Raw genomic sequence first — 23,724 nt, forward strand, 5'->3', positions numbered from 1 at the left:
TCTCAAGTCCAGAAGGCCAGTGCTCAGCGCGTGCTCTCGAAAGCGCAGAGGTGTGCGCTCCTCGTGGCCTCTCTCGCCTGGGTCGAGGCAGGCTGCCCGAGTGTGCAGACGCGCCCGGCTCCGGAATTGTGTCCGGAGAAAGCCGTGAAGGCCATGGAGCAAGAACTCGATTGGTCCTTGGACTCTGGCGATACCCTCCTTGTCACCGTTGACGTGACCAAAGGGAAGATTCCCCGCCGCACCAGCAAACGGGAGGAGACTGTGACTGTGTTCAAGGATGGTCCCGTGACAGGGGCTCTTTCCGAGCCAAACGGGAAGGCCCCTGAGGGGACAATTCTGGAGGGGCATCTGTGGACCACAGGCGACAAAATCGTTGGCCGGTATTTCCGCGCCCGCCTTCCCAACGGACGCACGGTTCCGATCTGCCTTGAGCTAAAGCGCGGAGGCATGTTCAAGGAAGAGGGTTCCAAGCCTGGAAAGGCCGTGGGCAGGAAGGAAGCGGATGCGGGCGGCGTGACGCGGTGGCGGTGAACCGGACGCTGTATCGGCGTGCCATGGCGGGCTTCTGCTGACGCTGTAGTGGCGCTGCGCGGCACGGCCAATCCCCAGCGTCGTTCATTCCGCTGGCTCATGCTGGGTAGTGTTTCGCTCCGTTGCGCGGCGCCCTTTCGCGCTGCGAGGAGTCACCACCGCATGTCTACGGCGAGGCCCCCCTGGAACATCCCCGGCGTCATCCTCTTCTCTCAAGGCGAGCTGTCCTACGAAGTGGATCTGTCTCGCGGGCTGGTCGAGGAGTGGGCGCAATCGAAGCTGGGCGAAAGGACCGCCGTGGCGTGGGAGCGCACGAGCGAGAAGCGCATCCGCCAGGTCATCGTTCGCAGCTTGCCAGCCACGTCAGATGAGCCCGAGGCGCTCGCCAAGGCACGTGCTCGGCTCCGCGAGGAAGCGCGCTTGGCGGCCCATCTACACCATCCCGGGATTGCTCAAATCTTCGGCATCCATGAAGTCCAAGGGGTTCTCCATATTGTGTCCGAGCTGGTCGAGGGCGCCTCACTCAACACCCTGATGACCTACTCGCTCATGCGCAAGGCGCCCTTTACCCCCGCGTTCTGCCTCTACGTGGGCGCAGAGATAGCCAACATCCTGCATTACGCGCACAACCGCACGGATGAGAGAGGAGCCCCACTGGGCATCGTGCATCGTGACGTGAGCCCCACCCGCATCTACCTGGGCACCGAGGGCGAGGTGATGCTCACAGACTTCGCCTGCGTGCGCTCTCTGCTTTCGGGCCGGGTGACAACGACGCTTCCGCGTCCTCACGGGGAAGTTTTCTACGCTTCGCCGGAGGCGCTCCTGGGAGAAGAGGTGGATCCGCGCTCGGACCTGTTCTCGCTGGGGCTGGTGCTGCTGGAACTGGCCACGGGGAGCCACCTCTACAACACGTTCACTGCACGGCCCGGGGACTTGGACAAGGCGCTCACGCCAGAGGTCAAGGAGCAAGTGCTCGGTGCCGCCATGACGGCCATGGTGGCGGACCTGCCTGAGCACGCGGAGGATTGCATCCTGCGGGCAGCCACATTTTCCCCCCAAGACGTGGCGGAGCTGACCGAGCCACTCCCGCTCCCGCTGCGTTCCATCCTCCGCAGAGTGCTCCAGCGACGCCCGGAAGACCGCTACCTGTCTGCGGCTGCATTGGAGGCGGAGCTGCGAGCGGGCCTCGCGATGCTCGAAGTTCCTTACGGGGCTACAGAGGCTCTGGAGGAAGGCCGTCACTCACGCGATGGGGCCAGCACGAGCCGGGGCGTCATCGAGCCCACAGGTGATGATGCGTTTCCCCCCGTGCTGGTGGGGGAAGAGGAGATCACCACCGAACCGGGCGGGACCCACTGAGCACCCTCCGCGCCTTCTTCGGGCTCCGGAACGGATTCCTCTCCAGCGGATTCCGGGATGGGAACGATTCCATCTTCTCACACATGCTTACCAGCTTGAGCCCCGCCTCGCGTTGGCGTAGCGCATGAGGTTTCCAACATGAAAGGTAAAGGGGAGGCCCGGGAAGGGACGAGTGTTTCTCGGCGCCAAATGCGCCGGAAGCGGCCTGGACTTTCCCGCAGCGTAAAGAGAAGGGAGCAGCGGCTCGCAGTCACCCTCGGCAAAGCTGCGAGATTGGCGCGTAGGGAAGCCGGGCTCACGCAGCAGGACGTGGCCGAGGGAGTTGGCATCGTTCCGGAAGTCTACGGCCGGATCGAGCGAGGGGTGTCGCTGCCGAGCATCTCGACGTTGTTCCGGCTATGCATCACGCTCCACATGGGCCCGAATGAGCTGATGGGGTTCGTTCCTCTGCGTGGTTTGCCAGGACGGGCATCCTGGGCACGAGAGGTGCCTCCTGCGTTGGCGGAAACGCCGGAAACGCGGCGCCTGTTGATCCTACTCGGACGGCTTACTCGGCTACAACTCAGGTTGATGCTGCGAGTAGTTGCCTCCCTGGCATAACGCCGCTGATTTGAACTCGTCATCGGTCCAAGTCAGGATCTACCGGCAGGTCATGGAGATCGCTAATCGCTTGCTATGCCAAATGGCTTGTCAACACTACCTCTGAAAGAGAGGGGGTCCAAACGGACTCTCCGGAAACGGCATCACTTAGGCCGTATTGTCCTCCATCCTAGAGCCGCTTACGCTTAGAAGACCATGCGCCTTCTCCCTTTATTAGCCTTTTTACCGCTCCTTCTCACGAGCAATGGATGCACCAAGCAGCCTAAAAGCAATCCAACCCAGGCGAAAGCTGAACAAGCAATCAAAGCGATAGAGAAGTTGGACGCAGAGTTGATGAAGTTACAGGCGGAAGTCTCTACCCTGAATTCTTCAGTGTCGGAACTCCATGCTAAGGTGATCAAGCTGTCCATCGGTCATCAGAGCAGCGTGACCTTAGAGCCCGGGTCTCGCGGCTACAGCCCTCTATTATCCAACGGAGCTACGTTCTTGGTTTCGTTGCAAAAGATTGCTCCTTACGCAGATGGACAACGCTTAACGCTACACATCGGAAACCCGCAGTCTATCTCCTACAAACAGCCAACAATTTACCTGAAGTGGGGTAAGCGGTTTGAACAAGGCGAGTCTCCATTTGATGTCGAGTCGCTAGTCAGCCATGCAAAATGGGAAAAAACCCTCCGCTCGAAAGAAGAAAAAATTATCACTGAGATCGCGCCAGGAGCATGGAACACAGTGACCATTACGGCAGCTCCAGCGACAAGCGAAGAGATCGGATATATAGAACTCGCAATGGACGTAAGCACTGTCTCGATGAACGTCCGGTAGGAAAATCAAATATCAGGGCTGTTGCTGAACAAAGCGTGATTCATTGCGAAACGGCCTGAACGCAGAGGAGGGTCCATCCACACCTGCTCTAGTTCTCCATGTTCGAGGAGCGCATAGAGGGTAGCCCCGCACACGTTCAGTTCTGCCGCCGCCTCGTACGTGCGTTGAGCAGCGGCACCACTACGATGCCGAAGCGCGGTTCCGGTTCTCACCATAAGGCCGGGAACTGGGAATCAGTAATTGCACCCGAGCACCACGCCGGGCGCGGAGCGCCCTAATCGGCGCGGCAGGGATGCATGCGGGACAAGGGCCAAAGGTCAAGAGCCAGAAGGAACGGGAAGCCGCTTCCAGTCCTCCGGAGGCGCTCAGAGTGAACGCTCGGGGAGACCCGCACTGCCTGCTCTCGCGTCCTACGATGCAGGGAATCAGAACGGCTGACAGGGGACCGATAGGTGCGGATGCTCCGCTCCCTCGGTTGCTGTTTCGGGGAGATATGCCGGGCGTGTAATGCAGAGCTGCTCTACGACGCGGGCCGCCCGAGTCCTCCGCCGCTTGATTGAGGAGCAGTAGAAGCGCGTCGAGGAGCACAACCGCAAGGTGCAGCCGGTGAGACCGCCTACTTCACGTCGTTGGTGGTTGGGGGAGTGAGTGCCTTGCACTTCCCGAAAGAGACGATTCCTCGCCCCATGTCCTCCATGAAGTTGAGGTTAGCGAAGAGTTGGACGGTCATCTGCGACGTGAACCGGTACATCTTGATGTGCCCCACGTTGGGGTCCACGTCCACGCGATCCATTTCGTACCGGTCGCATGTGACCTTCTTTGCGATTGTGGAGTACGCGCAGCGTGATGCGTACGAGGGGCTGCTCTGGTTGATCTCCAAGATCGTAGAGGGCTGCCACTTCTTCAGATCCGCTGGAGAGTCCTCGCCAGTTGCGTACACCTTTCGTGTGACCTTGCACTCGTAGATGTCTGCCACCGCAGATAGGGGCACGGTCATCAGCAAGATGAGGAGTAGGCGCATATGCCGCTCATAATTTCGTCACCTACTCCTCCAGATCAACGTTGCTCCTCTGGCGGATCTGTTCCTCAAGTGGTTCCAGTTTCCGTTGTAGGGCTGGGACCGACAACTACCGGCAGCGAGTCAGCCGCGACCCTGTGAGAGGAAGTCCTCCACGTCCGCGGGCCGGACGCGGATGGCGTTGCTCACCCGCACGTAGGGTACTCCCCCTCTCGCATAGCCGGTAAACACCGGAGGGCCCAGTGCGCCAAGTAGCAGTCTTGAGCGGTTCCGGTTCCCGCTATAGGGGGGGGAACTGGGAACCACCGGCCCGAGCATCAGCGCCGCCCTCGGGTGAGAAGCGCCTCAAGCGACGCCACCGGAATGCGGATGGAGCCTCCAACCCACACCCGCTCCAACTCCCCGCGCTCCAAGCGCGCATAGACCGTGGCCCGGCAGACGGCCAGCTCCGCCGCCACCTCGCGCACGGTGAGCAGCAGTGGGGCCGCTGGCCGCACCAAGGTCCGCACCACCGGCGCACCACGGCCAGTCGAAAGGGTGGAAACCGTGCTAAGCGGCACCGCCGCCACATGTTGAGAATCTCTTGTACTTTCCGTAGGTTGCGAGCCCGTGCTAGGGCCTGCTACCCCTTGCCAACCGCCCCCACCCCGGCTCCTCCACCGTCGCGGCAAAGGCGGGGCTCTCCTCCTCCAGCCCCGGCTCCGCCCCGGCTTGAGGGAACGAGCAACGGCACCTGGTCCACGGCCTGCTCGTGCTTCGTCTGCCGCCGGGCCAGCAACCCGTTGAGGAGGGGGACCAGGGGCTGGCTCACCGCGAGCGCGATGAGGGCGGTCTCAATCGAGGGGGTCATGCAGAGCGAAAAGGGGCGGCGTTCCCCGGAAGCCAGGGACGGGTAGAGTCCCGGGCATGAACCCGAACGACACCACCGCCGAAGCACTAATGGGGTCCAAGTGGACCGAGAACAGCGCTGCCACCGGAGAGGGCACCGCCGGCCGGACCATCTGGACGGTGGTTGCCAGCACCAGGACCACTGTCGACATTCCGGAAAAGGACAGAATCCTCACCGTCAAGCTTATGGCTGACGGCCGCGAACCCCGGGTCGTCACGGTGCGTGACTTGATGGCCAAGTACGCGCCCTTCAAGGATAAGGACGACGCCGAGAGCTGACCTCGGCGGTGCAGGCGCAGGGCGTAGTCAGCGCCCGCCTCGCCGGGAGGTCCGCGCCGTCGGGGGCGTCAGGGTGCACTCGAAGCGGACCGGGCGCCCATCCTCGCGGACGCACGTCACCCAACCCAACCTTCGAGCGGGCCGCCGTCGATGACGTCGAGGCAGCCGTTGATGAGGCCGAGCGCGCCCACCGTACAGGAGTCGTCCGGTGTACGGGATGACGAGGCGCAGTGCTCGTGCGGTCTCGGTTCCCACTATAGAGCCAGGAACCAGGAACCACCAACCGGAGCATCAGCGCCGCCCTCGGGCAAGGAGCGCCTCCAGCGACGCGACCGGGATGCGGATGGAGCCCCCAACCCACACCCGCTCCAACTCCCCGCGCTCCAAGCGCGCATAGACCGTGACCCGGCAGACTCCCAACCGCTCCGCCACCTCGCGCACGGTGAGCAGGGGCGTCATGCCGAAGCGCAGTTCCGGTTCCCACTATAAGGAGGGGAACCGGGAACCACAGGTAGCGAGTCAGCGGCGACCCTGTGAGAGAAAGTCCTCCACGTCCACAGGCCGGATGCGGATGGCGTTGCTCACCCGTACGTGGGGCAGGTCGCCTCGCCCACACAGTCCGTAGACGGTGGCGGTGCAGACTCCCAACCGCTCCGCCACCTCGCGCACGGTGAGCAGGCGCTCCGCACTTACAGGAAGGACTCGCAGACGAGAAGGGGCCTCACCTTGCAGCACGGGTGCAGCAAAAGCCTTGTTGCCCCCTGCTATCGGCTGGGACGGTTGGACCCGTCCCGGCTCCGAATCCCCAATAGTTCTGAGAGCTTGCGAACGGCTAGTAACGGTTGGACGAGTCGAGGCCGCGCTTCCCAAGCTCGGGGTCGAGGGTTCGAATCCCTTCCGCCGCTCACTCATAAAAGCCGGTAGTTCCTGGGGAAACTCGGGGCTACCGGCCTTCGTGTTTCTGGGCTCCCCACCGTCCCCGTTTTCACCACCCGACGCTCTTCCGCCGCGAGGGCGTCCGCCCCTGGCGCTCGACCGAGCGAGTCACCATTCCCCCCGTCGAACAGAACGGAGGGGAGACATGGTGGCAGGCAACAAGCGGTGGTTCATTCCGCGCGCCCGTGGCGGCGCTGGGCGTGGACGCCCAGGGCCATACCCTGGTGTTGACGGGCTCGGCGCAGGGCCTCTGGGTGGATGCCTCGGGCCAACCGGGTACCCCCTTCCTCGCGCGGGCCCCAGGCCCCCTGAATGCCTGGGGGTCCTCCTCCGTGCTCGTTCCTCAGGCGGAGCAGGGGCTGTTCCTGGGCGTCCCCTCCGGCGACACGATGACGTGGACGGCCTACGCGCCGATGGACCCCCAGGCCCACCCCGCCCCCGCCTGGCTCTCGAACGATGCGGCGCGGCCGCTGGTCCGGCTTCCCAGCGGCAAGGGCTATCTCCGGTGGGGACGTCCCCTCGCCTGCCAGCATGAGGCGGAGATCCTCTCCGCCTCGGGCCAGTCCTGCGGCAAGACGCGCTTCCCGGCGCTGCCTCCCGACCGGTGGGGCCCGTGCGGTTCCATGAGCCTGGGCCCCGATGGGACGGCCATCGAAACGTTTCCCAGGGATTCGAGGCTCGAGGGGGACGAGGGCGGATACAACGAGGTGTATTTCTGCCGCGCCCGGTGGTGGCCCGCATTGTTCAATCCCTGAAAGAGTTGGGTGAGAGGGCCTGGAAGCACTGCAAACGTTTGCATTGTTTTCAGGCCCTTTGCGTTGCACCAGTGGCTTGCTGCGTCATCATTTCCTGCAAATCAAACATTCGCTGTTTTATGAGAACTCATGTAAAAGACGAATCCTCTGATGGACGGCACGCCACCCTGGCGGGCCAGGCCGAGGGGAGTTTTCGACATGAGCAAGCTTTCCAATCCGAAGCGTCTGGGTGGCTTCAAGCACCTGCTGGCGATGGGCATGGGCACCGCGTTGCTGGCCACCACGGGCTGTGGGCCCGAGGAAGTCCAGGCGCCCACCGAGGCGGCCACCACCGAGCAGGCCGCGAACCGGGCCGGCTGGGTGCAGATCTGGAGTGACGAGTTCGACGGCACCAGCGTCAACACGTCCAACTGGTCCTACGTCACCAACATCCACGTCAACAACGAGCAGCAGCAGTACACGACGTCGTCCCAGAACGTGTCGGTGAGCAACGGCACGCTGAAACTCACCGCGCGCCTCCAGTCCAACAACGGATATCCCTTCACCTCGGGCCGCCTGGAGAGCGCGGGCAAGCGCCAGTTCGGCCACACCCGCGTCGAGGCGCGCATCAAGCTGCCCGTGGGCCCGGGGCTCTGGCCTGCCTTCTGGATGCTCGGCCACGACATCAACTCCGTGGGCTGGCCGAACTGCGGCGAGATCGACATCCTGGAGAACGTCGGCTACCGCGACTGGACCTCGGGCGCGCTGCACGGCCCCGGCTACTCGGGCAACACGCCCATCAACAGCCGCTTCTACCCGAACTCCGCCGTCAGCAACTTCCACGTGTACCGCGCGGAGTACTCCCCCACGGACGTGAAGTGGTACATCGATGACGTGCTGGTGAAGACGGCGACGAAGGCGGAGGTCAACCGGTACGGCGCCTGGGTGTATGACAAGCCCTTCTACATCATCCTCAACCTGGCGGTGGGCGGCTCCTATCCCCAGGGCGTGAATGGCGCCACCTCGCCGTACCCCGGCGTGCCGCAGTCCACGGTGGACCTCATCCGCAACACGCCGCAGTCCATGGAAGTCGACTGGGTGCGCGTCTATCAGTGGCGGTAGTCTGATTTGAGAGGACTCCCGGGAGGGCCATGCCTTGGCCCTCCTTGGGAGGGCCGGAGCAGTCACTCACTCAAGGCGCCAGCGGCGGTTCCTCGAGAAAGGCCAGTGCCGTGCGCACGAAGGCCTCGCGGTGCTCGCCGAAGATGGGGCAATGGCCTCCGCCGGGAATGACCCACAGGCGGGACGCGGGAAGGGCGCGATACAGTTCGACCGTCAGCTCGATCGGATAGAGCGGGTCCTGGTCCCCCTGAACGAGCAGTGCCGGTGCGCGCACCGTGCCCAGCAGCGGTGGCGTGAAATTCATGTCCTCGAAGCTGTCTGCGAAGCCGCGTCCGTGCCGCCAGAGCGCTCGAATCTGCGCGTCCCCATGCACGTGCTTCGAGCGCATGTCCGCCCACTCGGACTCGGAGCGCGACGCCTCGGTGAAGGCGCTCATGATGCGGCGCGCCTGCGCGGGGTAGTACGGCGTGCCGGAGACGAGCACCATTCGCCTCACGCGGTCCGGAGCGCGTGTCGCGACATGCAGCAGCGTGTTGGCCCCCAGGCTCATTCCGATGGCGCGAACCTGATCGAGTCCCAGCGACTCCAGGAGCGCGAGGACATCCGCCGCGCACTGGCGCGTGGTGAAGTCCTCCGACGGATTGTCGCTGTGGCCGTGGCCTCGCAGGTCGGGGATGACGAGCCGGTACTGGCGGCCAAGCGCATCCAGGTCAAACACGTGGGCCCAGTCCGCACCTGCCCCGGTGAAGCCGTGGAGGAGAACGAGCGGAGGCCCCTCGCCCAGCAACATGTAGTGCATCCGCAGGCCATTGATTGTGGCGGTGCACAGCTCTCTCGTCGCGCTCATCCCGTAGCTCTCTTGAGGGACCGCTCCGTGGCGTGAATCCCAGACAGGGCTTCTACACCACCGGGCTCCGCCAGAGACGGGACAGGTGCCCCTGTCCCTCCTGGCCGAAGCGCCGCAGCAACGCGTCCCGGCCCGTCTTCCCATGCTCCAGGAGGTAGACCAGCTCCGTGGGCAGCAGCACCTTGACGGTGACGAGCCGCACCTCGCCGGCCGGCATGGAGAAGGACTGAGGAAGCGTGTCCGTCTCCATGCCCAAGAGCACCCCCACCCTCCCCTCCTGGGTGAGGAAAGGCTCGGGTAAGCCCTTGCCGGAGACCTCCATGGACATGAAGCCTGACCTCACCTTGTCGCGCACCCGCTCGTGCTCCGCGACCTCGTCTGCGACCCGTTCCAGGAGCAGCAGGGCCCAAATCTTCTCGGCATCCTGGAGAGGCTCGTCCGTCTCCAGGGCCAACTCCAGGCCGAAGCCTACGGACGGCTCCACGCGCTCCACGAAGAAGTCCGAGAGCCCGTCGGTGACCAGCAGGGTGCGCCCACCGGGGCGGTGGATGATGCGCCAGACCTGGCGCCGGGCGGGCCACGCCCCGCCCACGACGATGGGGATGATGGCTTCCTCATCCAGTCGCCCCAAGGTGCGCCAGAAGGCTTCGCGGGCGGCATCCGTCTGCTCCCGCAGCTCGAGGAGCCTGCGGTTTCGCTCGCGCTCCTCCGGGCTGATGGCGCTCGGGCCGGTGACCTCCGTGAACTTCACCCCCGTGACACCCGCGCGCTCCAGGGCTTCCTTGACGTCCTCGGACACGATGAGGGCCACCGTCCACCCCCAGGGACGGAACACCTTGGCATCCCCCACCTTCACCGGGTCGATGCGCATGCCGTGAACGGCCCGATACTCACCGACTCTGTCTGGCTCACCGTCCTCTGGCTTCCAGTACTGCACCTCGGCCGAAGCCTGGTCGTCGATGCACCTCACGGCGCGGATGACGTTGACGAGGAAGTACGGCTCGGCTTGCGAGTCGATGTCTACCGGAAGAAGCTGCACATCCCCCGGGGCCTCTGCGGTCAAGAGGGACGCGACCCGGGCACTGACAACGGGAACATCAAAGGCCGCGAAGGAGAAGTCGAGCGGTTTCCCTGGGGATCGGATGCGAAGCTTGAGGCGCCCCTCGAGGGCGGCGGGCTCACCTTGCATGAGGAGCCAGGGCCAGACCTCCTGGCCACGCTCATCCAGCGTCTTTCCCAGCTCCCAGTGCCCGGGGGCGGAGAGGTCAGCGACCAAGTCGAAGTACCGCGTCTCCATGATGCGGTCCTAACGCTACGGGGTTCGGGTGACCAGCTTGTTGAGTTCACTGCCCTCCGTGACAATATCCTTCGCCAACTTCTGAAGCTCCCTGACGAGCGACTCGCCACACTTCCGCATGCTGCGGCAGAGCAGCGTGGCGTTGTTGAGCCGTTTGAAAACCTCGCGGTGGTACTCCTCGGGATGGGGTCCTTGGTGCCCCTTGACACGCACCTTGTTCGCCGCGTCATCCAGTGACATGCCGGCCCGGTCGAAGACCTCCTGAAACTTGGGCGTCCACGGTCCGCCACTGTGGGACGCCTCTTTCCACTTGTTGGTGGCGATGTGGTGCTCGTGCCCCTCGGCATCCACGGGTACCGAGACAGTGAAACCAGAACCTACCAGGGCAGGTACTCCACCACCGCAGCGACCGGTTGAATCCAAGGCGATGAAGCGCCGGGCTTCTTCCGCATCCATCCCTGGGAGAACGTTTCGAGGCTGCCCACGCGTCCCCTCGGACTGCCGCTTGGCGGAGGTGTCTAAACGTTTAGACATCCCCCCGGGTAACAGTCCATCCCGTGGACTCACCGTCCACGATCGAGACGGTTTTCGTCCACGAAACAGGACGTCCACGGCTGGGGACTGGCTCCTTCCGCTTACCGCGCCCCAGGTCTGAAGGGTTGGCCCGCCGCGTGCTTTGCGCGGACACGCCGCACTCTCGCGGCCCCCTCCGACATGGGAGCTTTTGATGACCTCGCAGAACAGCCACGATGACATCCGCCGCATGACGCTGGAGCAGGTGCGCCAACACATGCTCGTGCTCGTCTCGCAGGAGAACTACAACCACCACCGCATCGGCCTGCTCTACAACCACGTGGTGGACAACGGGCTGGCGGAGGCCACCGGCTACAAGAACGCCCAGGCCTATTTCGCCGAACACGTGAAGGCGCTGTCACGCGCGGCCCTGGCCATGTACGGCGCAGTGGCCAAGGCCTTCAACGCGTCGGCCTGCACGAAGTATGGCGTCTCGGCCCTGAGCCTGCTGCGCACCTACGAGGAGGCGGCCAGCATCACTTCGGATCCGAACGAGCCAGGCCCTACTCCCATTGACGTCCCTAACGAGCAGGGCGTGGTTCAGCCCAAGCCGTTCAGTGCCTGCACCGTGGAGGACTTGCGCAAGGCCTTGCAGTTCAAGCGCCAGCCGACCTCCAGCAAGCCCCTCTCCGACGGGGAGATGGCCCAGGTCCAAGGCTACCGTGAGGCCGTGACGAGCCGGTTCCCGGCCACCAGCCCCGTGCGCGTCTCCGTGCGCAACCGCAAGGGCCAGGCGCTCGTCACCTTCAAGGACGTGCCGCTGGCCGACGTGGACAAGCTGACCGAGGCGCTGATGGATGGCGCCCTGCCCGTGCGCTCCGTGGCCTGACTCCCGGGCACCGCGCTGACAGAGGAAAGCCGCACCCTTCATGCCAAGCCAACGGGTGCGGCTTTCACGAAGGGATTGCCCCCTCTATTCCGGATCCAAAGCCCAGGTGCCTTCCTCCCACCGCTGCAAGGTTTGCTGCGCCTCGAACGGGACCATGCCTTCCCCTTGAGCGGCTTCTTCCAGAACGGCCCTGGCTTCCTTCGTGCGATAGCGAAGCAGGAATGCCGCCGCTGCGACCCGGACATCCATCCGGGGATGATGGAGAAGGGCGCTGAGGGCGTCCCGCCCTGCGTTGCCAAGAGTTCGAAGCTTCTTGAAGGCCGCAATGGACTGGTTCGCATGGCGGTTCCCAGCCTTGGCGTCCCCTCGCCAGACTGCGTCAGTCCCCGCTTCCACATGGTGGGCGAATGCCGCAACGAGCTTCTCCACCTCCATCACCAGACTCCTTTCTTCATGTTCTCCATGGCCATGAGTCCGAATTTGCGTTGAGCCTCATGCGACTGGGTGCTCAACCACTGCCGCACGGTCAGTTCCGTTGAGCCGGTCACCCCTGCCGCCTTCCTGGAGTAGAAAGCGCTCAAGCGGAGGTGCAGCGCCTCCTCCAGAGGGATGACGTTCTCGGTGTTGTGAAGGGCACGCGCTCCGAAGCGCCGCACGTTGCCTGGCGTCTGCTCGACAATGTGATGCCACTGCTTGCCCGCGCCCGCCGGGCCCAAGGCACTCTTGAGGCCACTGAATGAGCCCCAGGACCGGAAGGCAGGGGCTGCCCCAGCCGCGGAGCCTCCTCCGCTTGTGCTCCGGGCCGCCATCGAGACCGCCGTAGCAGGCAGGGAAATGACAATGGTTCTTCCTGTAACGGCCACCGAGCTGATCTGTCCCACGTTCTCCAGATGAAATCCCAGCCGGGAGACGCCCACTGCCGCCGCTTCCGGGAAACTGGGCAGAACCGACAGCCGCGAGGACAGCCAGGCAGCCCCTCCCGTCACGCCATGGCCTACCGCCACCGTCACCGCCAGGACAAAGATGCGGGCCACCTTAGGGCCGATCCGGTTCGCGAAACGATGGCTGGCGTGCTCCAACTCTTCCCACGTGGTTGCCCGATCCGTGGCCTGCTTCAGCTCCCGGCTCGCCGCCACCATCTCCAGAAAGGTCTCCACTCCCAAGTAGATCAACAGGAGCGCAGAGACGATGGCGGCCGCCTTGGTGAACACGGGCTCGGGATTGGCCGCCAAGACGGCCCAGGTGATGAGCCCCGCCGCGATGATGGTGAGGAAAAGCTGAGGAGCCAGGGTGTCCTCCACCGCCTTGGCGATGCTCTCCTTCAGGGGATGGAGTGACAGGCCCAAGCCTATCCCCAACTTATCCCATTCGCTCAGCCCCATCACATCATCGCGTAAAGTCTTGCGCATGAGCCGCTGCCAGCGGGGGTCCTCGCGTCTGCCAGGGGAAGAGGCACGCACGAGCCAGCCCTCCTCCGGCGGACGGAGAGTCAACGGCGTACTCAGGACCAACTGCGCCAGCGACTTCTCGAACGCCTCTTCGTCCACCCTCACGGCCCTTGCCGAGGAGGATGGACTGTACTCCCGAGGCGCCCCGTGCCCCGTGTCGAGGCGAACCCGAGGCTGCGTGGCGCACGCATGGAGCAGGGCCCCGAGCAGGACCACAACGATCAGACGGGTGGCCATGGGGTCCCTCCTTCTCGAAGAAGGTTCCAGTCTATGGGAACACCACGCCAGAGACGATGACGCTCCAGGCTTCTTCCGCATCCGGCCCTGGAAAAACGTTTCGATGCTGTCCGTGAGCGCCCTCGGACTGCCGCTTTCCCGAGGTGCCTAAACGTTTAGGCACCTCGACTCCGGACCTCATAGCCGTTCCTGTGGCTTTTCCCCTTCTCCTCAGAAGTTTTGGAGCGACAGGCGCTCAAACTTTTGACGCCGGGGGCACAACTGCTATCTGCCCCGCTCGCTGACAGCGAATGGACCGCCCCATGGCGTGTCTTGCGGATCAGCCTTCATCGTCCCCTCACAGGAGTATCGGATGTTCGAACAGTGGAGTTTCCACCGGTCTGCCTTGATCGGTTTGGTTGTTGCGCTCACCGCTTGTACCGCGCCCTCAGAGAGCGGCATCAACGGCAAAGATGCCTCGGTCCGGCTCGTTCCGGAGCCTCCCGGAGCGCGCTGCCCTCAGGGCGGCACCGCCATTCAGACCGGCTTGGACGACAATGGCGACGGTGCGCTCAACGACAACGAGGTCCGGCAGACCTCCTACGTGTGCAGCGGCGGCACCAGCAACTCAAGCGGCCAAATGTCCCTCGTGAAGTTACTGCCTGAGGAGGGCTCCACCCGATGCGCCTCTGGTGGCATCGCGGTTCTGTCCGGCCTGGATGTGAACGCCGACGGCTTGCAGAACGACAGCGAAGTCACCAGCACGCAGTACGTCTGCAACAGCAAAGACGGACAGGGCGGCAAGGCCTATGTGGTGAAAATGGTGCCCGAGGCGGCCGGGACGAACTGCCCAGCGGGCGGGACGGCGGTGCTCGGGGGCATCGACGTGAACGCCGATGGCCAGTTTCAGTCCACTGAGCTGACGGCGACGCAGTACGTCTGTCAGGCCGCAACGAGCTTGACGGGCGCCAATGCCCTCATCCGGCTCGACGTGGAGCCCTCCGGTGCCAATTGCAGCCAAGGCGGCACCGCCGTGAAGAGCGGCCTCGACTCAAACGGCAACGGAACGCTCGACGCGGATGAGGTCTCCAACACCACCTTCGTGTGCAATGGGCTAACCGGAGTCACCGGGCAGAACGGCAAGAACGCCCTGGTGAGGCTTGACTCGGAGCCTGCGGGCACCAACTGCGCCTATGGTGGCGCCTCCGTGAAGAGCGGCCTGGACACCAATGGCGATGGAACGCTGAACACCTCCGAAGTGCAGACAACACAGTTCGTGTGCAGTTCGGCCAACTTCTTCCGTACCAAGTGGGCAAGCAATCCGTCCGGCACCTACGACTCCGGTGAGATCGCCAATCTGTGGGTTCCCGCAGGACGCAAAGTTTCGCTCTACAAAACCAGTGACACCTCGCGCATCAAAATCACCGTTTCCGACAACTTCCGGGTGGCGGTCAACGTCGCCTCAGGTGGTTCTGGCACCTACTCCATTCGCATGAACGGGAGTGGGTTTGGTTGCGACGTCAATCAGTACAATTGGAGCGCATCCAGTTGGAGCCAGAACTACCTCTTTCCTTTGGCGAACGTGTGTCTCACCGAGCAGCTCCCGAAAGGGCTCTATGAGTTCGAGGTGTGGGCCATCTCAGGCGCAGGAACCAGCTACGTCGGCTACCTTACCGACGCGGTGCTCCTCGCGGAGGAACTCGATGGAACCAAGCCTTATGCATTCTCGAAGGCAGGTTCCGAGACGACTACCACCAGCACGTCGTACGTGAAGGCAACCGGGCGTGAAGTCACGTTCCTGAAGCAGTCCACCGCGACGCTACTCAAGGTAACCTTCGCAGATACTTTTGGCGTAGCCCTCAATCAAAATGGCGCAGCGGGTACCGTGATGATCCAGTTGGACGGAGCCAACACCAACTGCTACACGAGCCAATACGACGCCCAGGGAATTGGCGCTGACATCCGCAACCCGTTTGTCCTGACTTGTATCCTGCCGAATGTCTCTGCCGCGTGGCACACGCTGCACGTCGCCTTTACAGTGCCATCCGGCTTTGGGGGCACCCCTCGTCTCGGATGGGCTCGGAGTAATCCGCTTCTTCTTGTCGAGGAAATCTCAAACACAAATTTGACCTACTCGACCAAGGGCGTTGCCAGTGGCGAACTGTCCGGCAATTGGTCAGGCGTCGGCGAACGACAGGTTCTCCACAATGTCAGCGCTGCCGGAAAGACGGTGAAGGTCACATACTCAGACAATTTCCGCGCGGTGTATAACTGCAACAGCCGCGTAGGCAGATTCCAACTCTATGTCGACAACCAGCCCTCAGGTTGCGCGAACGCACAACACGTATACAGTTCGGGTGGCAGCGGCCAAAACCATAACCACCCGGTGAACCTGACCTGTATTGTTCCGAACCTATCGGCAGGCATTCACACGTTCGCCATCTGGTCGACTACCTTGCACGATGATGGCAGTTCCTGTGGTTCCAATTATTTTGGTTGGAATCAGGGACAAAACCTGCTGCTGGTGGAAGAGTTGCCGTAGTCCCTAGTCCCTCTTCACGGTGGGTTCATTGTGGAGGGGTGTGCAGGTCCAAGCCGCAGCTCCACTTGACCGGGAAGTTCCCCTTTTGAGGAACTTCCCCGCCGCCGCTCACGGCGGATCCGACGTGGACGGGCGAGGCGGGTCAATCATTGGCTTGTAACACTTGCCCTTCCACTCGTATTTGCGGTCACCACAAGGCGGCGCAGCATCGAGTAGCCTTACCCAGCAGCCCTCGTTGATCTCCACCTCGGGCTTGTCGCACGGCGGGCGGCTCTGCCCGGGCAGCGGCTTCTTGGGCATGTTGAGGAGGATGCCGTCCTGCACGAACTCCAGCGCCTCCTCGCTCCCAGCCCCCGGAACCGCCGCGTCCGCGAGTCCCACGGAGCCACCACCCTCCCGGCCCATGCTCCGGCTTTCCTGGGCCACGCGCATGGGAGGCACTGCCCGGGGTGGGGCCTTCCAGGGCTTGAGTCCAATGCTCAAGCCCAGAATGAGCCCCAGCGCCACCCCGGGGAGCCACCACGAGAGGGCGGGACTCCACGCTGCGCGCCATGCCGCAAGCCCTCCGTACGGCTTCACCGCAATCGGTGCAATCCGCTGATCCGCCCGGCGCCCCGCGCGCCTGGCGGCCCGTTCAAGCGCCTGCGCCAGCTGCGCGGCACTGCCCCGCTTCGAAGGCTCGCGCGAGAGCATCCGCAGAATGAGCCGGGACAGCTCCGGGCTCACATTCCTCTGCTTCGCGGGAGCCTCCACCGGCGGATAGAAAGGCAGGAGGCCGTCCGCCGTCTCCCGCATCTCCATCGCCACGGGCGGAAACTGCCCCCCCACGAGGCGGTAGGCCGTCACGCCCAGCGCATACACATCGTCCGCGGGCTGGGAGTCATAGTGCGCCGTGGGGTGCCGCAGGGTGTCCCATTGGAAGCACACGCACTCGGGGCTCTGGTATTGCGGCGTCCCCGGCGGCGGCGGATGGTGCGTGAGTTGCCGCGCCCCCTGGTACGTGCAGGAGCCAAAATCCAGCAGCACCGCGTGCGCGTCGTCGCGCCGCACCATGATGTTCTCGCCCTTCACATCCCGGTGTACGCCGCCCGCCGCGTGGACCGCCTCCAGGGCGCGCGCCACCTGCGCCAGCAATCGCAGCGCCTGCCGCGAGGTGAGCGAGTGCCGGTAGCCCCACTCATACAGCGTCCACCCATCCACCCAGTCCATGACCAGATACGGAAAGGCCACGCCCCCGTGCACCGTCCACCAGCCCCGGTCATGCAGCCGTGGCACGTGCGGGTGGTCCACACGCGCGAGCAGCTCCGCCTCCCGCTCGAACCGCGGGCTCAGCGGGTGCAATGCCATCTTGAGCGCGAAGGAGCCCTCCCACTCGCGCCCCCTCCGCTCGACCCGGTAGACAATCCCGTAGGAGCCCTGGCCGCAGTAGTCCACCACGCGCCAGGGGCCCACCTCCTCACCAAATGGAATCGTGGTGGGGTCCACGCTCACCGCCTCGGCCGCATGCGGTAAGCCACGAAGGAGGCCACGTCCGGAAAGGCGAAGTACGGGTTGCCCTGGCGCACCTGCCCCATCGCCGCCACGGGCACGTCCGCGTAGTCGTGCCCGGGCCACAGCCGCGTCTCGTCCGGCACCCGCAGGAGCACCTGGGACAGCGAGCGGTACATGTCCTCCGGGTTGCCCCCGCGCATGTCACACCGCCCGCACCCGTTGATGAACACCGTGTCCCCGGACACCAGCGCATCCCCGGCGAACAGGCAGTGCGAGCCCGGCGTGTGGCCCGGCGTGTGGAGCGCGTGGAAGGTTTTCGGCCCCACCGTCAGCGCCTCCCCCGGCCCCACCGGCCGCAGCGCATCGCTCAGGGCGCGCAGGTCCTCCGAGAACGCCACCTCCTCGCGCTGAGCGTACACGGGCACGTCGTGCCGGGACAGCAGCTCCGGCAGGCCGTTGATGTGGTCCTTGTGGCAGTGCGACACGAACGCCCCCACCAGCCGCTTGCCGTCCTCGGCCACCGCGCGCTCGATGGCCGGCACGTCCCAGGCCGGATCCACCACCAGCACCTCGGGGGCCTCCGCGGCCCCCACCAGGTACACGAAGTTGTCCATCGGCCCGAGCTTGAGCTGCCGCACGTACAGGTTTTCCCGGCTCATCCCGCCTCCTCGCGCCCATCCCGGGCGCGCCCGGGACTCTACCGGAGAGGTAGGCCGTGGAACACCCGCCTTTTACGGGCAGGCCCCCGCAACCTCGAACCCACAAACACCGGATCCTCACGCCAGGCCGCTTGAGGCGCGCCCCCGCTTCCCACTTGAATGCCCCCGTGAAGCCCTGCCCTGGGAGCCCCTGACGTGAAGAGACCGTTGTTGACGCTCGCTTGGACCCTGCTCGCCAGCACGAGCGCCGCCGCCCCCAAGTCCACCCTGCGCTACAGCCCCCCGCCGGACGAGGAGCGCCCCGTCATCGTCGACGCCACGGTCGGCCCCCAGGGCAGCGACTTCGCCATGCGCCTGGTCTTCAACAAGGACCCCTGGGGCGAGGCCTGCAAGAACCGCTGTGCCAACGCCACCCTCTTCCTGGACACCGATTCGAACGCCGCCACGGGCCTCCAGCTTGGCAAGGGCGTGCCGGAGACGGGCGCGGACCTGGCCGTCATCGTCCAGGGCGCGCGCGAGTACAAGGAGCACCGCGCGGACACCTTCCTGCGCGTCAAGGTGCGCCAGCTCGCCGACAACGCCGCCTCGGTGGACGAGGGCGAGGCGCTCGCGGACCTCAACCACCGGCAGGACCCAGAGCGCGTGCAGCTCGACGAGCGGACCGTGTACTTGCTCATCGACGGCACCAGCTCCACCCTCCCCTCGGGCCGGAAGGTGCGCGTCATCTACCACCCGCCGGGCGGCAAGGCGATCCAGGGCACCCTCCCCGGCATGCTCAGCAGCGGCTCGGGCAGTGGCGTGCGCATCTTCCGTGGCGGCAGCAGCAAGGGCCCCGCCCCCAAGAGTGGCCCCACGCGGCCCTCGAGCGCCCACGACGGCGAGTAGCCGCCGGAGCACGCGCGTGAGGCCTTGGCGCGCCCCCGGCCCAGCGGGCGAGGAGGGCTGTCTTTTCGCTGCGTTACGCGGGGCTTGGAGTGGCGCGGACCACTGAACGCCGGTATAGATGGGGCGCGTCCGAGAGGACGCAACCCCTCGAATTCTTTTTCTCTGTCAGTGGGCCATGGTAGGGGGGCCGACAATCACCCACCCGTTTTCCGTGATGGCGTGGACTGCGCGAGGCGCGGGCCGCGTTGGGGAACGGATGTTCCTTTGCCAGAACACATGAGCACACTCGCACAAGCTGAAATCAAGACGCGCAAGAAGCAGGGGGCCTCGGGCAACGGGGGAGGCGGGGGCCCGTCCGCGGTGGGCGGCGGCGGCGGTGACAACTTCCAGCTGGCCCCGCTGGCCGAGGAGGCGCGGCGGCGCTACCTCAACTACGCCCTGTCGGTCATCACCTCGCGGGCCCTGCCCGACGTGCGCGATGGCCTCAAGCCGGTGCAGCGCCGCGTGCTGTACGGCATGTATCACGACCACCGGCTCACCCAGGAGGCCAAGTACCAGAAGTCGGCCAAAGTGGTCGGCACCATCATGGGCCAGTACCACCCCCATGGTGACGCCTCCATCTACGACGCGCTCGTGCGCCTGGCGCAGGACTTCTCGCTGCGCTACCCGCTGGTGGACGGCCACGGCAACTTCGGCTCGCTGGACGGCGATGCCGCGGCGGCCATGCGCTACACCGAGTGCCGCCTGGCGGGCATCTCCGGGGAGATGCTGACGGAGCTGGGCAAGAAGACGGTGGGCTTCCGTCCCAACTACGACGGCACCCTGTCCGAGCCCATCGTCATCCCCTCGCGCCTGCCGCAGCTGCTCATGAACGGCACCACGGGCATCGCCGTGGGCATGGCCACCAACATCCCCCCTCACCACCTGGGCGAGCTGTGCGACGCGCTCGCGGCGCTCATCGAGAACGGCAGCCTCGCGGTGAAGGACCTGATGAAGTTCGTGAAGGGTCCGGACTTCCCCACCGGCGGGCAGATTCTCAACACCAAGGCGGAGCTGCGGGACATCTACGAGACGGGCCAGGGCAGCATCCGCATCCGCGGTGAGTACGAGCTGGAGGACATGAAGAAGGGCGGTCAGCAGATCGTCATCACCTCCATCCCCTACACGGTGAACAAGAGCACCCTGGTCTCCAAGATTGGCGACCTGGTGCGCGAGCGGAAGCTGCCGCTGCTCCTGGATGTGCGCGACGAGTCCACCAAGGAGGTGCGCATCGTCCTGGAGTTCAAGCGCGACGCCAGCCCCGAGCTGGTGATGGCCTACCTCTACAAGCACACGCCCCTGCAGACGAACTTCGGCGTGAACCTCACCTGCCTGGTGCCCACGGACAACCCGGAGGTGGGGGCGCCCAAGCGGTTGGATCTCAAGAGCATCCTCCAGTACTTCCTCGACTTCCGCTTCGAGGTGGTGACCAAGCGCTTCCAGCACGAGCTGGGCGAGCTGCAGAAGCGCGTCCACATCCTGGAGGGCTTCGAGAAGGTCTACGACGCGCTGGATGAGATGATCCGCATCATCCGCGCCTCCGAGGGCAAGCAGGATGCGGCCAAGAAGCTCATGGCCCGCTTCAAGCTGGATGAAGTCCAGGTGGACGCCATCCTGGAGATGAAGCTCTACAAGCTGGCCCGCCTGGAGATTCTGGTCATCCAGGAGGAGCTCAAGCAGAAGCGCCTGGAAGTGAAGCGCATCGAGGGCATCCTCAAGGACAAGCGCAAGCTGTGGGGCACCGTCAAGGACGAGCTGGCGGAGATCAAGGCCACCTACAACGACAAGCGCCGCACGCGCATTGGCGGCGCGGGCTCCGAGGAGATGGAGTTCAGCGCGGACGCCTTCATCGTGGATGAGGACGCCCACGTGGTGCTCACGCGCGACGGGTGGATCAAGCGCGTGCGCGAGGTGAAGGACCCGTCCACCACGCGCCTGCGCGAGGGCGACGCGGTGATGGCGGTGCTCGCGGGCAGCCTCAAGGCGAACCTGGTGCTGTTCAGCAACTTCGGCGCCGCCTACGTCACGCGCTTCAACGACGTGCCTGCGTCCACGGGCTACGGCGACCCGGTGCAGAAGCTGTTCAAGTTCGACGACGGCGAGCGGATTGTGGGCGCGCTGTCGCTGGACGCGCGGCTGCACCGGCCGCAGAAGCTGGTGGCCGTCACCAAGGAGGGCCTGGGCCTGCGCTTCCCGCTGGAGGGGCACCTGGAGGTGTCCACCCGCTCGGGCCGCCGCTACGCCAAGACGGGCGAGGGCGATGAAATCATCGGCGTGCAGCCGGTGGGCGAGAAGGACCTGCTGGCGGTGCTCACCGAGCGCACGAGCGCCACGGTGTGCAAGGTGGCGGAGGTGAACGAGCTGGCGGGGCCCGGCAAGGGCGTGCTCGTCATGAAGCTGGAGCCTGGGGACCGCGTGGTGGACTTCCTCGCGGCGGCGCCGGGCCAGAAGGACGCGGCCATCTCGTTCGAGACGCAGAAGGGCCGCAAGCTGACCCTCACCCCGGCGAAGTACGAGGTGACGGCGCGGGGCGGCAAGGGCCACGAGATGTCCCGCAAGGACTTGGTGAAGGAGGTGCAGCGGCCCATCACCTTCGTGCCGCTGCCCGAGAAGAAGGACTAGCCGAGGAACGCCATGGCGAAGAAGGAAACGTACACAGGTGCGGACATCCAGGTCCTCGAGGGCCTGGAGCCGGTGCGCAAGCGCCCGGCCATGTACATCGGAGGCACCGACGGCACGGGCTATCACCACCTGCTGTGGGAGATCCTCGACAACTCGGTGGACGAGGTCATCAACGGCCACGCCTCCACCGTGGAAGTGACGCTCCACAAGGACAGCCGCACCATCACCGTGGTGGACAACGGGCGCGGCATCCCCGTGGACATCATGCCCAAGCTCAAGAAGCCCGCGGTGGAGGTCATCCTCACCACGCTGCACGCGGGCGGTAAGTTCGAGCAGGGCAACTACATCCACTCGGGCGGTCTGCACGGCGTGGGCAGCTCGGTGGTGAACGCGCTGGCGCGCAAGCTGCTCGTGGAAATCAAGCGCGAGGGCAAGCGCCACGTGCAGCACTACGCGCGCGGCAAGGCCACCTCGCCGCTCAAGGTGGAGGGCCCGGCGCGCGGCTCCGGCACCGCCATCACCTTCGAGCCGGATCCGGAAATCTTCGGCGAGAAGCTGAAGTTCGACCCGGAGCTCATCCGCGAGCGCCTGGAGGCCAAGAGCTACCTGCACAAGGGCATGACCGTCATCTGGAAGGACGAGACGGCCAGCCCCGCCACCGCGGTGACGTACAAGCACGACGGCGGCATCGCCGAGTACCTCAACAAGGTGGTGGCCGAGCGCAACAAGCCGGTGGTGCCCCCGGGCAGCGCCGTCTTCTACCACTCGCGCGAGAGCGAGGTGCGCCTGGAGGCCGCGCTGGTGTGGACGGAGGCGACGGACGAGAACATCCGCTCCTACGTCAACGGCATCCCCACCCCGCAGGGCGGCACGCACGAGGCGGGCCTGCGCGGGGCGGTGGTGAAGGCGGTGCGCAACTACATCGAGACGCACAACCTGAGCCCCAAGGGCGTCACCCTCACCGCGGAGGACATCCGCGAGGGCATCACCGCCATCCTCTCCTGCTACGTGGTGGAGCCGCAGTTCCAGGGGCAAACCAAGGGGCGCCTGAACAACCCCGAGGTGACGGCCCAGGTGGACGGCGTGCTGCGGCCGGCGCTGGAGAAGTGGCTCAACGACAACAAGTCCATCGGCGAGGCGGCCGTGGCGCGCATCATCCTGGCCGCCCGCGCGCGCGAGGCCAGCCGCGCCGCCTCCCAGGCGGTGAGCCGCAAGACGGCGGTGAGCCACCGGCTGAACCTGCCGGGCAAGCTCGCCGACTGCTCCTCCACGGAGCCGGGCACGAGCGAGCTGTTCCTCGTCGAAGGTGACTCCGCAGGCGGCAGCGCCAAGCAGGGACGGGACAGGCGCACCCAGGCCATCCTCCCCCTGCGCGGCAAGGTGCTGAATGCGGAGCAGGCCTCCACGGACAAGGTCGCCACCAACAAGGAGCTCCAGGACATCGTCAGCGCCCTGGGGTGCGGCATCGGCTCGGACTTCGACATCTCCAAGCTGCGCTACGGCCGCATCTTCCTCTTGATGGACGCCGACAGCGACGGCCACCACATCGCCACGCTGCTGCTCACCTTCTTCTACCGGCACCTGCGGCCGCTCATCGAGAGCGGCGCGGTGCACATCGCCCAGCCGCCGCTCTACAAGGTGGAGATCGGCAAGGAGACGTACTGGGCGCTGGATGAGGCGGACCGGGACCGCATCATCCGGGAGAAGACCAAGGGCAACGCCAAGCCCAACATCATGCGCTTCAAGGGTCTGGGCGAGATGACGGCCGACGAGCTGAAGACCACGACGTTGGATCCAAAGAAGCGGATGAGCCTCCAGGTGACGATCGACAACCCCCTGGAGACCGACCGCGTCATCAACGACCTGCTCGGCAAGGATGTGAGCGCGCGCTTCAAGTTCATCATGGAGCGGGCGGGCGAGGTCCAGGATCTCGACTTCTGAGCCTGCCGGGAGCCCGCTCCCGCAGAGCATGGTGTCCAGGGGTCCG

General features: G+C 65.1%; 22 protein-coding genes and 2 pseudogenes. 12 read left to right on the forward strand and 12 right to left on the reverse strand.

The genetic code is table 11. The features are described 5' to 3' along the window. The 4 genes and pseudogenes from KY661_RS28360 to KY661_RS28375 all read left to right on the forward strand — a co-directional run. Positions 1-531, forward strand: a pseudogene (locus tag KY661_RS28360) (serine/threonine protein kinase); the annotation flags it as partial. A gap of 162 nt (positions 532-693) precedes the next feature. After that, a complete protein-coding gene (locus tag KY661_RS28365; RefSeq protein ID WP_225413193.1) occupies positions 694-1,890 on the forward strand; it encodes a serine/threonine-protein kinase in 1,197 nt (398 codons plus the stop codon). Positions 1,891-2,079: 189 nt separating this feature from the next. Continuing rightward, positions 2,080-2,490 (forward strand): helix-turn-helix transcriptional regulator, encoded by a 411-nt coding sequence (locus KY661_RS28370; RefSeq protein WP_225413292.1) that lies wholly within the window; start codon positions 2,080-2,082, stop codon positions 2,488-2,490. Positions 2,491-2,685: 195 nt separating this feature from the next. Then, the gene (locus tag KY661_RS28375; protein WP_225413194.1) at positions 2,686-3,312 is read left to right on the forward strand and encodes a DUF3251 domain-containing protein; all 627 of its coding nucleotides are present in this window, start codon (positions 2,686-2,688) and stop codon (positions 3,310-3,312) included. Positions 3,313-3,928: 616 nt separating this feature from the next. Here KY661_RS28375 and KY661_RS28380 read toward each other — a convergent pair. The 3 genes from KY661_RS28380 to KY661_RS28390 all read right to left on the reverse strand — a co-directional run bounded on the left by KY661_RS28380 (position 3,929) and on the right by KY661_RS28390 (position 5,180). Further along, positions 3,929-4,333: a hypothetical protein gene (locus KY661_RS28380; RefSeq protein WP_225413195.1), complete on the reverse strand. Its 405-nt coding sequence runs from the start codon at positions 4,331-4,333 to the stop codon at positions 3,929-3,931. 314 nt (positions 4,334-4,647) lie between these two features. Then, positions 4,648-4,842, reverse strand: a complete 195-nt coding sequence (locus tag KY661_RS28385) for a helix-turn-helix domain-containing protein (RefSeq protein ID WP_225413196.1) — start codon at positions 4,840-4,842, stop codon at positions 4,648-4,650. A gap of 110 nt (positions 4,843-4,952) precedes the next feature. After that, positions 4,953-5,180 carry a hypothetical protein gene (locus tag KY661_RS28390; RefSeq protein ID WP_225413197.1) on the reverse strand — a complete coding sequence of 76 codons (228 nt, stop codon included), beginning with the start codon at positions 5,178-5,180 and terminating at the stop codon, positions 4,953-4,955. Between the two features lie 56 nt (positions 5,181-5,236). Here KY661_RS28390 and KY661_RS28395 point away from each other — a divergent pair, with 56 nt between their 5' ends. After that, the gene (locus KY661_RS28395; RefSeq protein WP_225413198.1) at positions 5,237-5,497 is read left to right on the forward strand and encodes a hypothetical protein; all 261 of its coding nucleotides are present in this window, start codon (positions 5,237-5,239) and stop codon (positions 5,495-5,497) included. Between the two features lie 291 nt (positions 5,498-5,788). Here the strand turns inward: KY661_RS28395 and KY661_RS28400 are convergent, their stop codons facing one another. After that, positions 5,789-5,956, reverse strand: coding sequence for a helix-turn-helix domain-containing protein (locus KY661_RS28400; RefSeq protein WP_225413199.1), 168 nt, complete (start codon positions 5,954-5,956; stop codon positions 5,789-5,791). A gap of 60 nt (positions 5,957-6,016) precedes the next feature. After that, positions 6,017-6,409, reverse strand: a complete 393-nt coding sequence (locus tag KY661_RS28405) for a helix-turn-helix domain-containing protein (protein ID WP_225413200.1) — start codon at positions 6,407-6,409, stop codon at positions 6,017-6,019. Positions 6,410-6,618: 209 nt separating this feature from the next. Here KY661_RS28405 and KY661_RS28410 point away from each other — a divergent pair, with 209 nt between their 5' ends. Both KY661_RS28410 and KY661_RS28415 read left to right on the forward strand, forming a co-directional pair. After that, the gene (locus tag KY661_RS28410; RefSeq protein WP_225413201.1) at positions 6,619-7,188 is read left to right on the forward strand and encodes a hypothetical protein; all 570 of its coding nucleotides are present in this window, start codon (positions 6,619-6,621) and stop codon (positions 7,186-7,188) included. A gap of 198 nt (positions 7,189-7,386) precedes the next feature. Beyond that, on the forward strand, positions 7,387-8,289 hold the full coding sequence (locus KY661_RS28415) for a glycoside hydrolase family 16 protein (protein WP_225413202.1): 903 nt from the start codon (positions 7,387-7,389) through the stop codon (positions 8,287-8,289). A gap of 70 nt (positions 8,290-8,359) precedes the next feature. Here the strand turns inward: KY661_RS28415 and KY661_RS28420 are convergent, their stop codons facing one another. From KY661_RS28420 to KY661_RS28430, 3 genes and pseudogenes are all read right to left on the reverse strand, one after another. Beyond that, positions 8,360-9,136, reverse strand: coding sequence for an alpha/beta fold hydrolase (locus KY661_RS28420; RefSeq protein WP_225413203.1), 777 nt, complete (start codon positions 9,134-9,136; stop codon positions 8,360-8,362). A gap of 52 nt (positions 9,137-9,188) precedes the next feature. Beyond that, positions 9,189-10,433 (reverse strand): imm11 family protein, encoded by a 1,245-nt coding sequence (locus KY661_RS28425; RefSeq protein ID WP_225413204.1) that lies wholly within the window; start codon positions 10,431-10,433, stop codon positions 9,189-9,191. A gap of 15 nt (positions 10,434-10,448) precedes the next feature. After that, positions 10,449-10,793: pseudogene (locus KY661_RS28430) on the reverse strand (AHH domain-containing protein); the annotation flags it as partial. Positions 10,794-11,160: 367 nt separating this feature from the next. On the opposite strand from KY661_RS28430, the gene KY661_RS28435 reads away from it, so the two are divergent. Then, positions 11,161-11,835 (forward strand): hypothetical protein, encoded by a 675-nt coding sequence (locus KY661_RS28435; RefSeq protein WP_225413206.1) that lies wholly within the window; start codon positions 11,161-11,163, stop codon positions 11,833-11,835. A gap of 84 nt (positions 11,836-11,919) precedes the next feature. Here the strand turns inward: KY661_RS28435 and KY661_RS28440 are convergent, their stop codons facing one another. Continuing rightward, on the reverse strand, positions 11,920-12,270 hold the full coding sequence (locus KY661_RS28440) for a DUF2019 domain-containing protein (RefSeq protein WP_225413207.1): 351 nt from the start codon (positions 12,268-12,270) through the stop codon (positions 11,920-11,922). Then, positions 12,270-13,520 carry a hypothetical protein gene (locus tag KY661_RS28445; protein WP_225413208.1) on the reverse strand — a complete coding sequence of 417 codons (1,251 nt, stop codon included), beginning with the start codon at positions 13,518-13,520 and terminating at the stop codon, positions 12,270-12,272. Before KY661_RS28445 ends, KY661_RS28440 begins: the two co-directional genes overlap by 1 nt. A gap of 352 nt (positions 13,521-13,872) precedes the next feature. Between KY661_RS28445 and KY661_RS28450 the strand changes: the two genes are divergently transcribed. Further along, the gene (locus KY661_RS28450) at positions 13,873-16,041 is read left to right on the forward strand and encodes a DUF7151 family protein (RefSeq protein WP_225413209.1); all 2,169 of its coding nucleotides are present in this window, start codon (positions 13,873-13,875) and stop codon (positions 16,039-16,041) included. A 108-nt stretch (positions 16,042-16,149) separates the two neighbouring features. Here the strand turns inward: KY661_RS28450 and KY661_RS28455 are convergent, their stop codons facing one another. Further along, the gene (locus KY661_RS28455) at positions 16,150-17,526 is read right to left on the reverse strand and encodes a serine/threonine protein kinase (RefSeq protein WP_225413210.1); all 1,377 of its coding nucleotides are present in this window, start codon (positions 17,524-17,526) and stop codon (positions 16,150-16,152) included. A 2-nt stretch (positions 17,527-17,528) separates the two neighbouring features. Next, entirely contained in the window at positions 17,529-18,191 is a 663-nt protein-coding gene (locus KY661_RS28460; protein WP_225413211.1) for an MBL fold metallo-hydrolase, read from the reverse strand. 195 nt (positions 18,192-18,386) lie between these two features. Here KY661_RS28460 and KY661_RS28465 point away from each other — a divergent pair, with 195 nt between their 5' ends. From KY661_RS28465 to KY661_RS28475, 3 genes are all read left to right on the forward strand, one after another. Further along, a complete protein-coding gene (locus KY661_RS28465; RefSeq protein WP_225413212.1) occupies positions 18,387-19,076 on the forward strand; it encodes a hypothetical protein in 690 nt (229 codons plus the stop codon). A gap of 276 nt (positions 19,077-19,352) precedes the next feature. Further along, positions 19,353-21,737, forward strand: coding sequence for a DNA gyrase/topoisomerase IV subunit A (locus tag KY661_RS28470; RefSeq protein WP_225413213.1), 2,385 nt, complete (start codon positions 19,353-19,355; stop codon positions 21,735-21,737). Between the two features lie 12 nt (positions 21,738-21,749). Beyond that, positions 21,750-23,678, forward strand: coding sequence for a DNA gyrase/topoisomerase IV subunit B (locus KY661_RS28475; RefSeq protein WP_225413214.1), 1,929 nt, complete (start codon positions 21,750-21,752; stop codon positions 23,676-23,678). Positions 23,679-23,724 lie beyond the last annotated feature (46 nt).

The organism is Allostigmatella hybrida, assembly GCF_020103775.1.
GTDB classification, from domain to species: Bacteria; Myxococcota; Myxococcia; order Myxococcales; family Myxococcaceae; genus Hyalangium; species Hyalangium aurantiaca.

Coding starts and splice junctions, on each gene's coding strand:
- KY661_RS28365 (WP_225413193.1), top strand. CDS start 694: ATGTCTACGGCGAGGCCCCCCTGGAACATCCCCGGCGTCATCCTCTTC.
- KY661_RS28370 (WP_225413292.1), top strand. CDS start 2,080: ATGCGCCGGAAGCGGCCTGGACTTTCCCGCAGCGTAAAGAGAAGGGAG.
- KY661_RS28375 (WP_225413194.1), top strand. CDS start 2,686: ATGCGCCTTCTCCCTTTATTAGCCTTTTTACCGCTCCTTCTCACGAGC.
- KY661_RS28380 (WP_225413195.1), bottom strand. CDS start 4,333: ATGCGCCTACTCCTCATCTTGCTGATGACCGTGCCCCTATCTGCGGTG.
- KY661_RS28390 (WP_225413197.1), bottom strand. CDS start 5,180: ATGACCCCCTCGATTGAGACCGCCCTCATCGCGCTCGCGGTGAGCCAG.
- KY661_RS28395 (WP_225413198.1), top strand. CDS start 5,237: ATGAACCCGAACGACACCACCGCCGAAGCACTAATGGGGTCCAAGTGG.
- KY661_RS28400 (WP_225413199.1), bottom strand. CDS start 5,956: ATGACGCCCCTGCTCACCGTGCGCGAGGTGGCGGAGCGGTTGGGAGTC.
- KY661_RS28405 (WP_225413200.1), bottom strand. CDS start 6,409: ATGAGTGAGCGGCGGAAGGGATTCGAACCCTCGACCCCGAGCTTGGGA.
- KY661_RS28415 (WP_225413202.1), top strand. CDS start 7,387: ATGAGCAAGCTTTCCAATCCGAAGCGTCTGGGTGGCTTCAAGCACCTG.
- KY661_RS28420 (WP_225413203.1), bottom strand. CDS start 9,136: ATGAGCGCGACGAGAGAGCTGTGCACCGCCACAATCAATGGCCTGCGG.
- KY661_RS28425 (WP_225413204.1), bottom strand. CDS start 10,433: ATGGAGACGCGGTACTTCGACTTGGTCGCTGACCTCTCCGCCCCCGGG.
- KY661_RS28435 (WP_225413206.1), top strand. CDS start 11,161: ATGACCTCGCAGAACAGCCACGATGACATCCGCCGCATGACGCTGGAG.
- KY661_RS28440 (WP_225413207.1), bottom strand. CDS start 12,270: ATGGAGGTGGAGAAGCTCGTTGCGGCATTCGCCCACCATGTGGAAGCG.
- KY661_RS28445 (WP_225413208.1), bottom strand. CDS start 13,520: ATGGCCACCCGTCTGATCGTTGTGGTCCTGCTCGGGGCCCTGCTCCAT.
- KY661_RS28450 (WP_225413209.1), top strand. CDS start 13,873: ATGTTCGAACAGTGGAGTTTCCACCGGTCTGCCTTGATCGGTTTGGTT.
- KY661_RS28460 (WP_225413211.1), bottom strand. CDS start 18,191: ATGAGCCGGGAAAACCTGTACGTGCGGCAGCTCAAGCTCGGGCCGATG.
- KY661_RS28470 (WP_225413213.1), top strand. CDS start 19,353: ATGAGCACACTCGCACAAGCTGAAATCAAGACGCGCAAGAAGCAGGGG.
- KY661_RS28475 (WP_225413214.1), top strand. CDS start 21,750: ATGGCGAAGAAGGAAACGTACACAGGTGCGGACATCCAGGTCCTCGAG.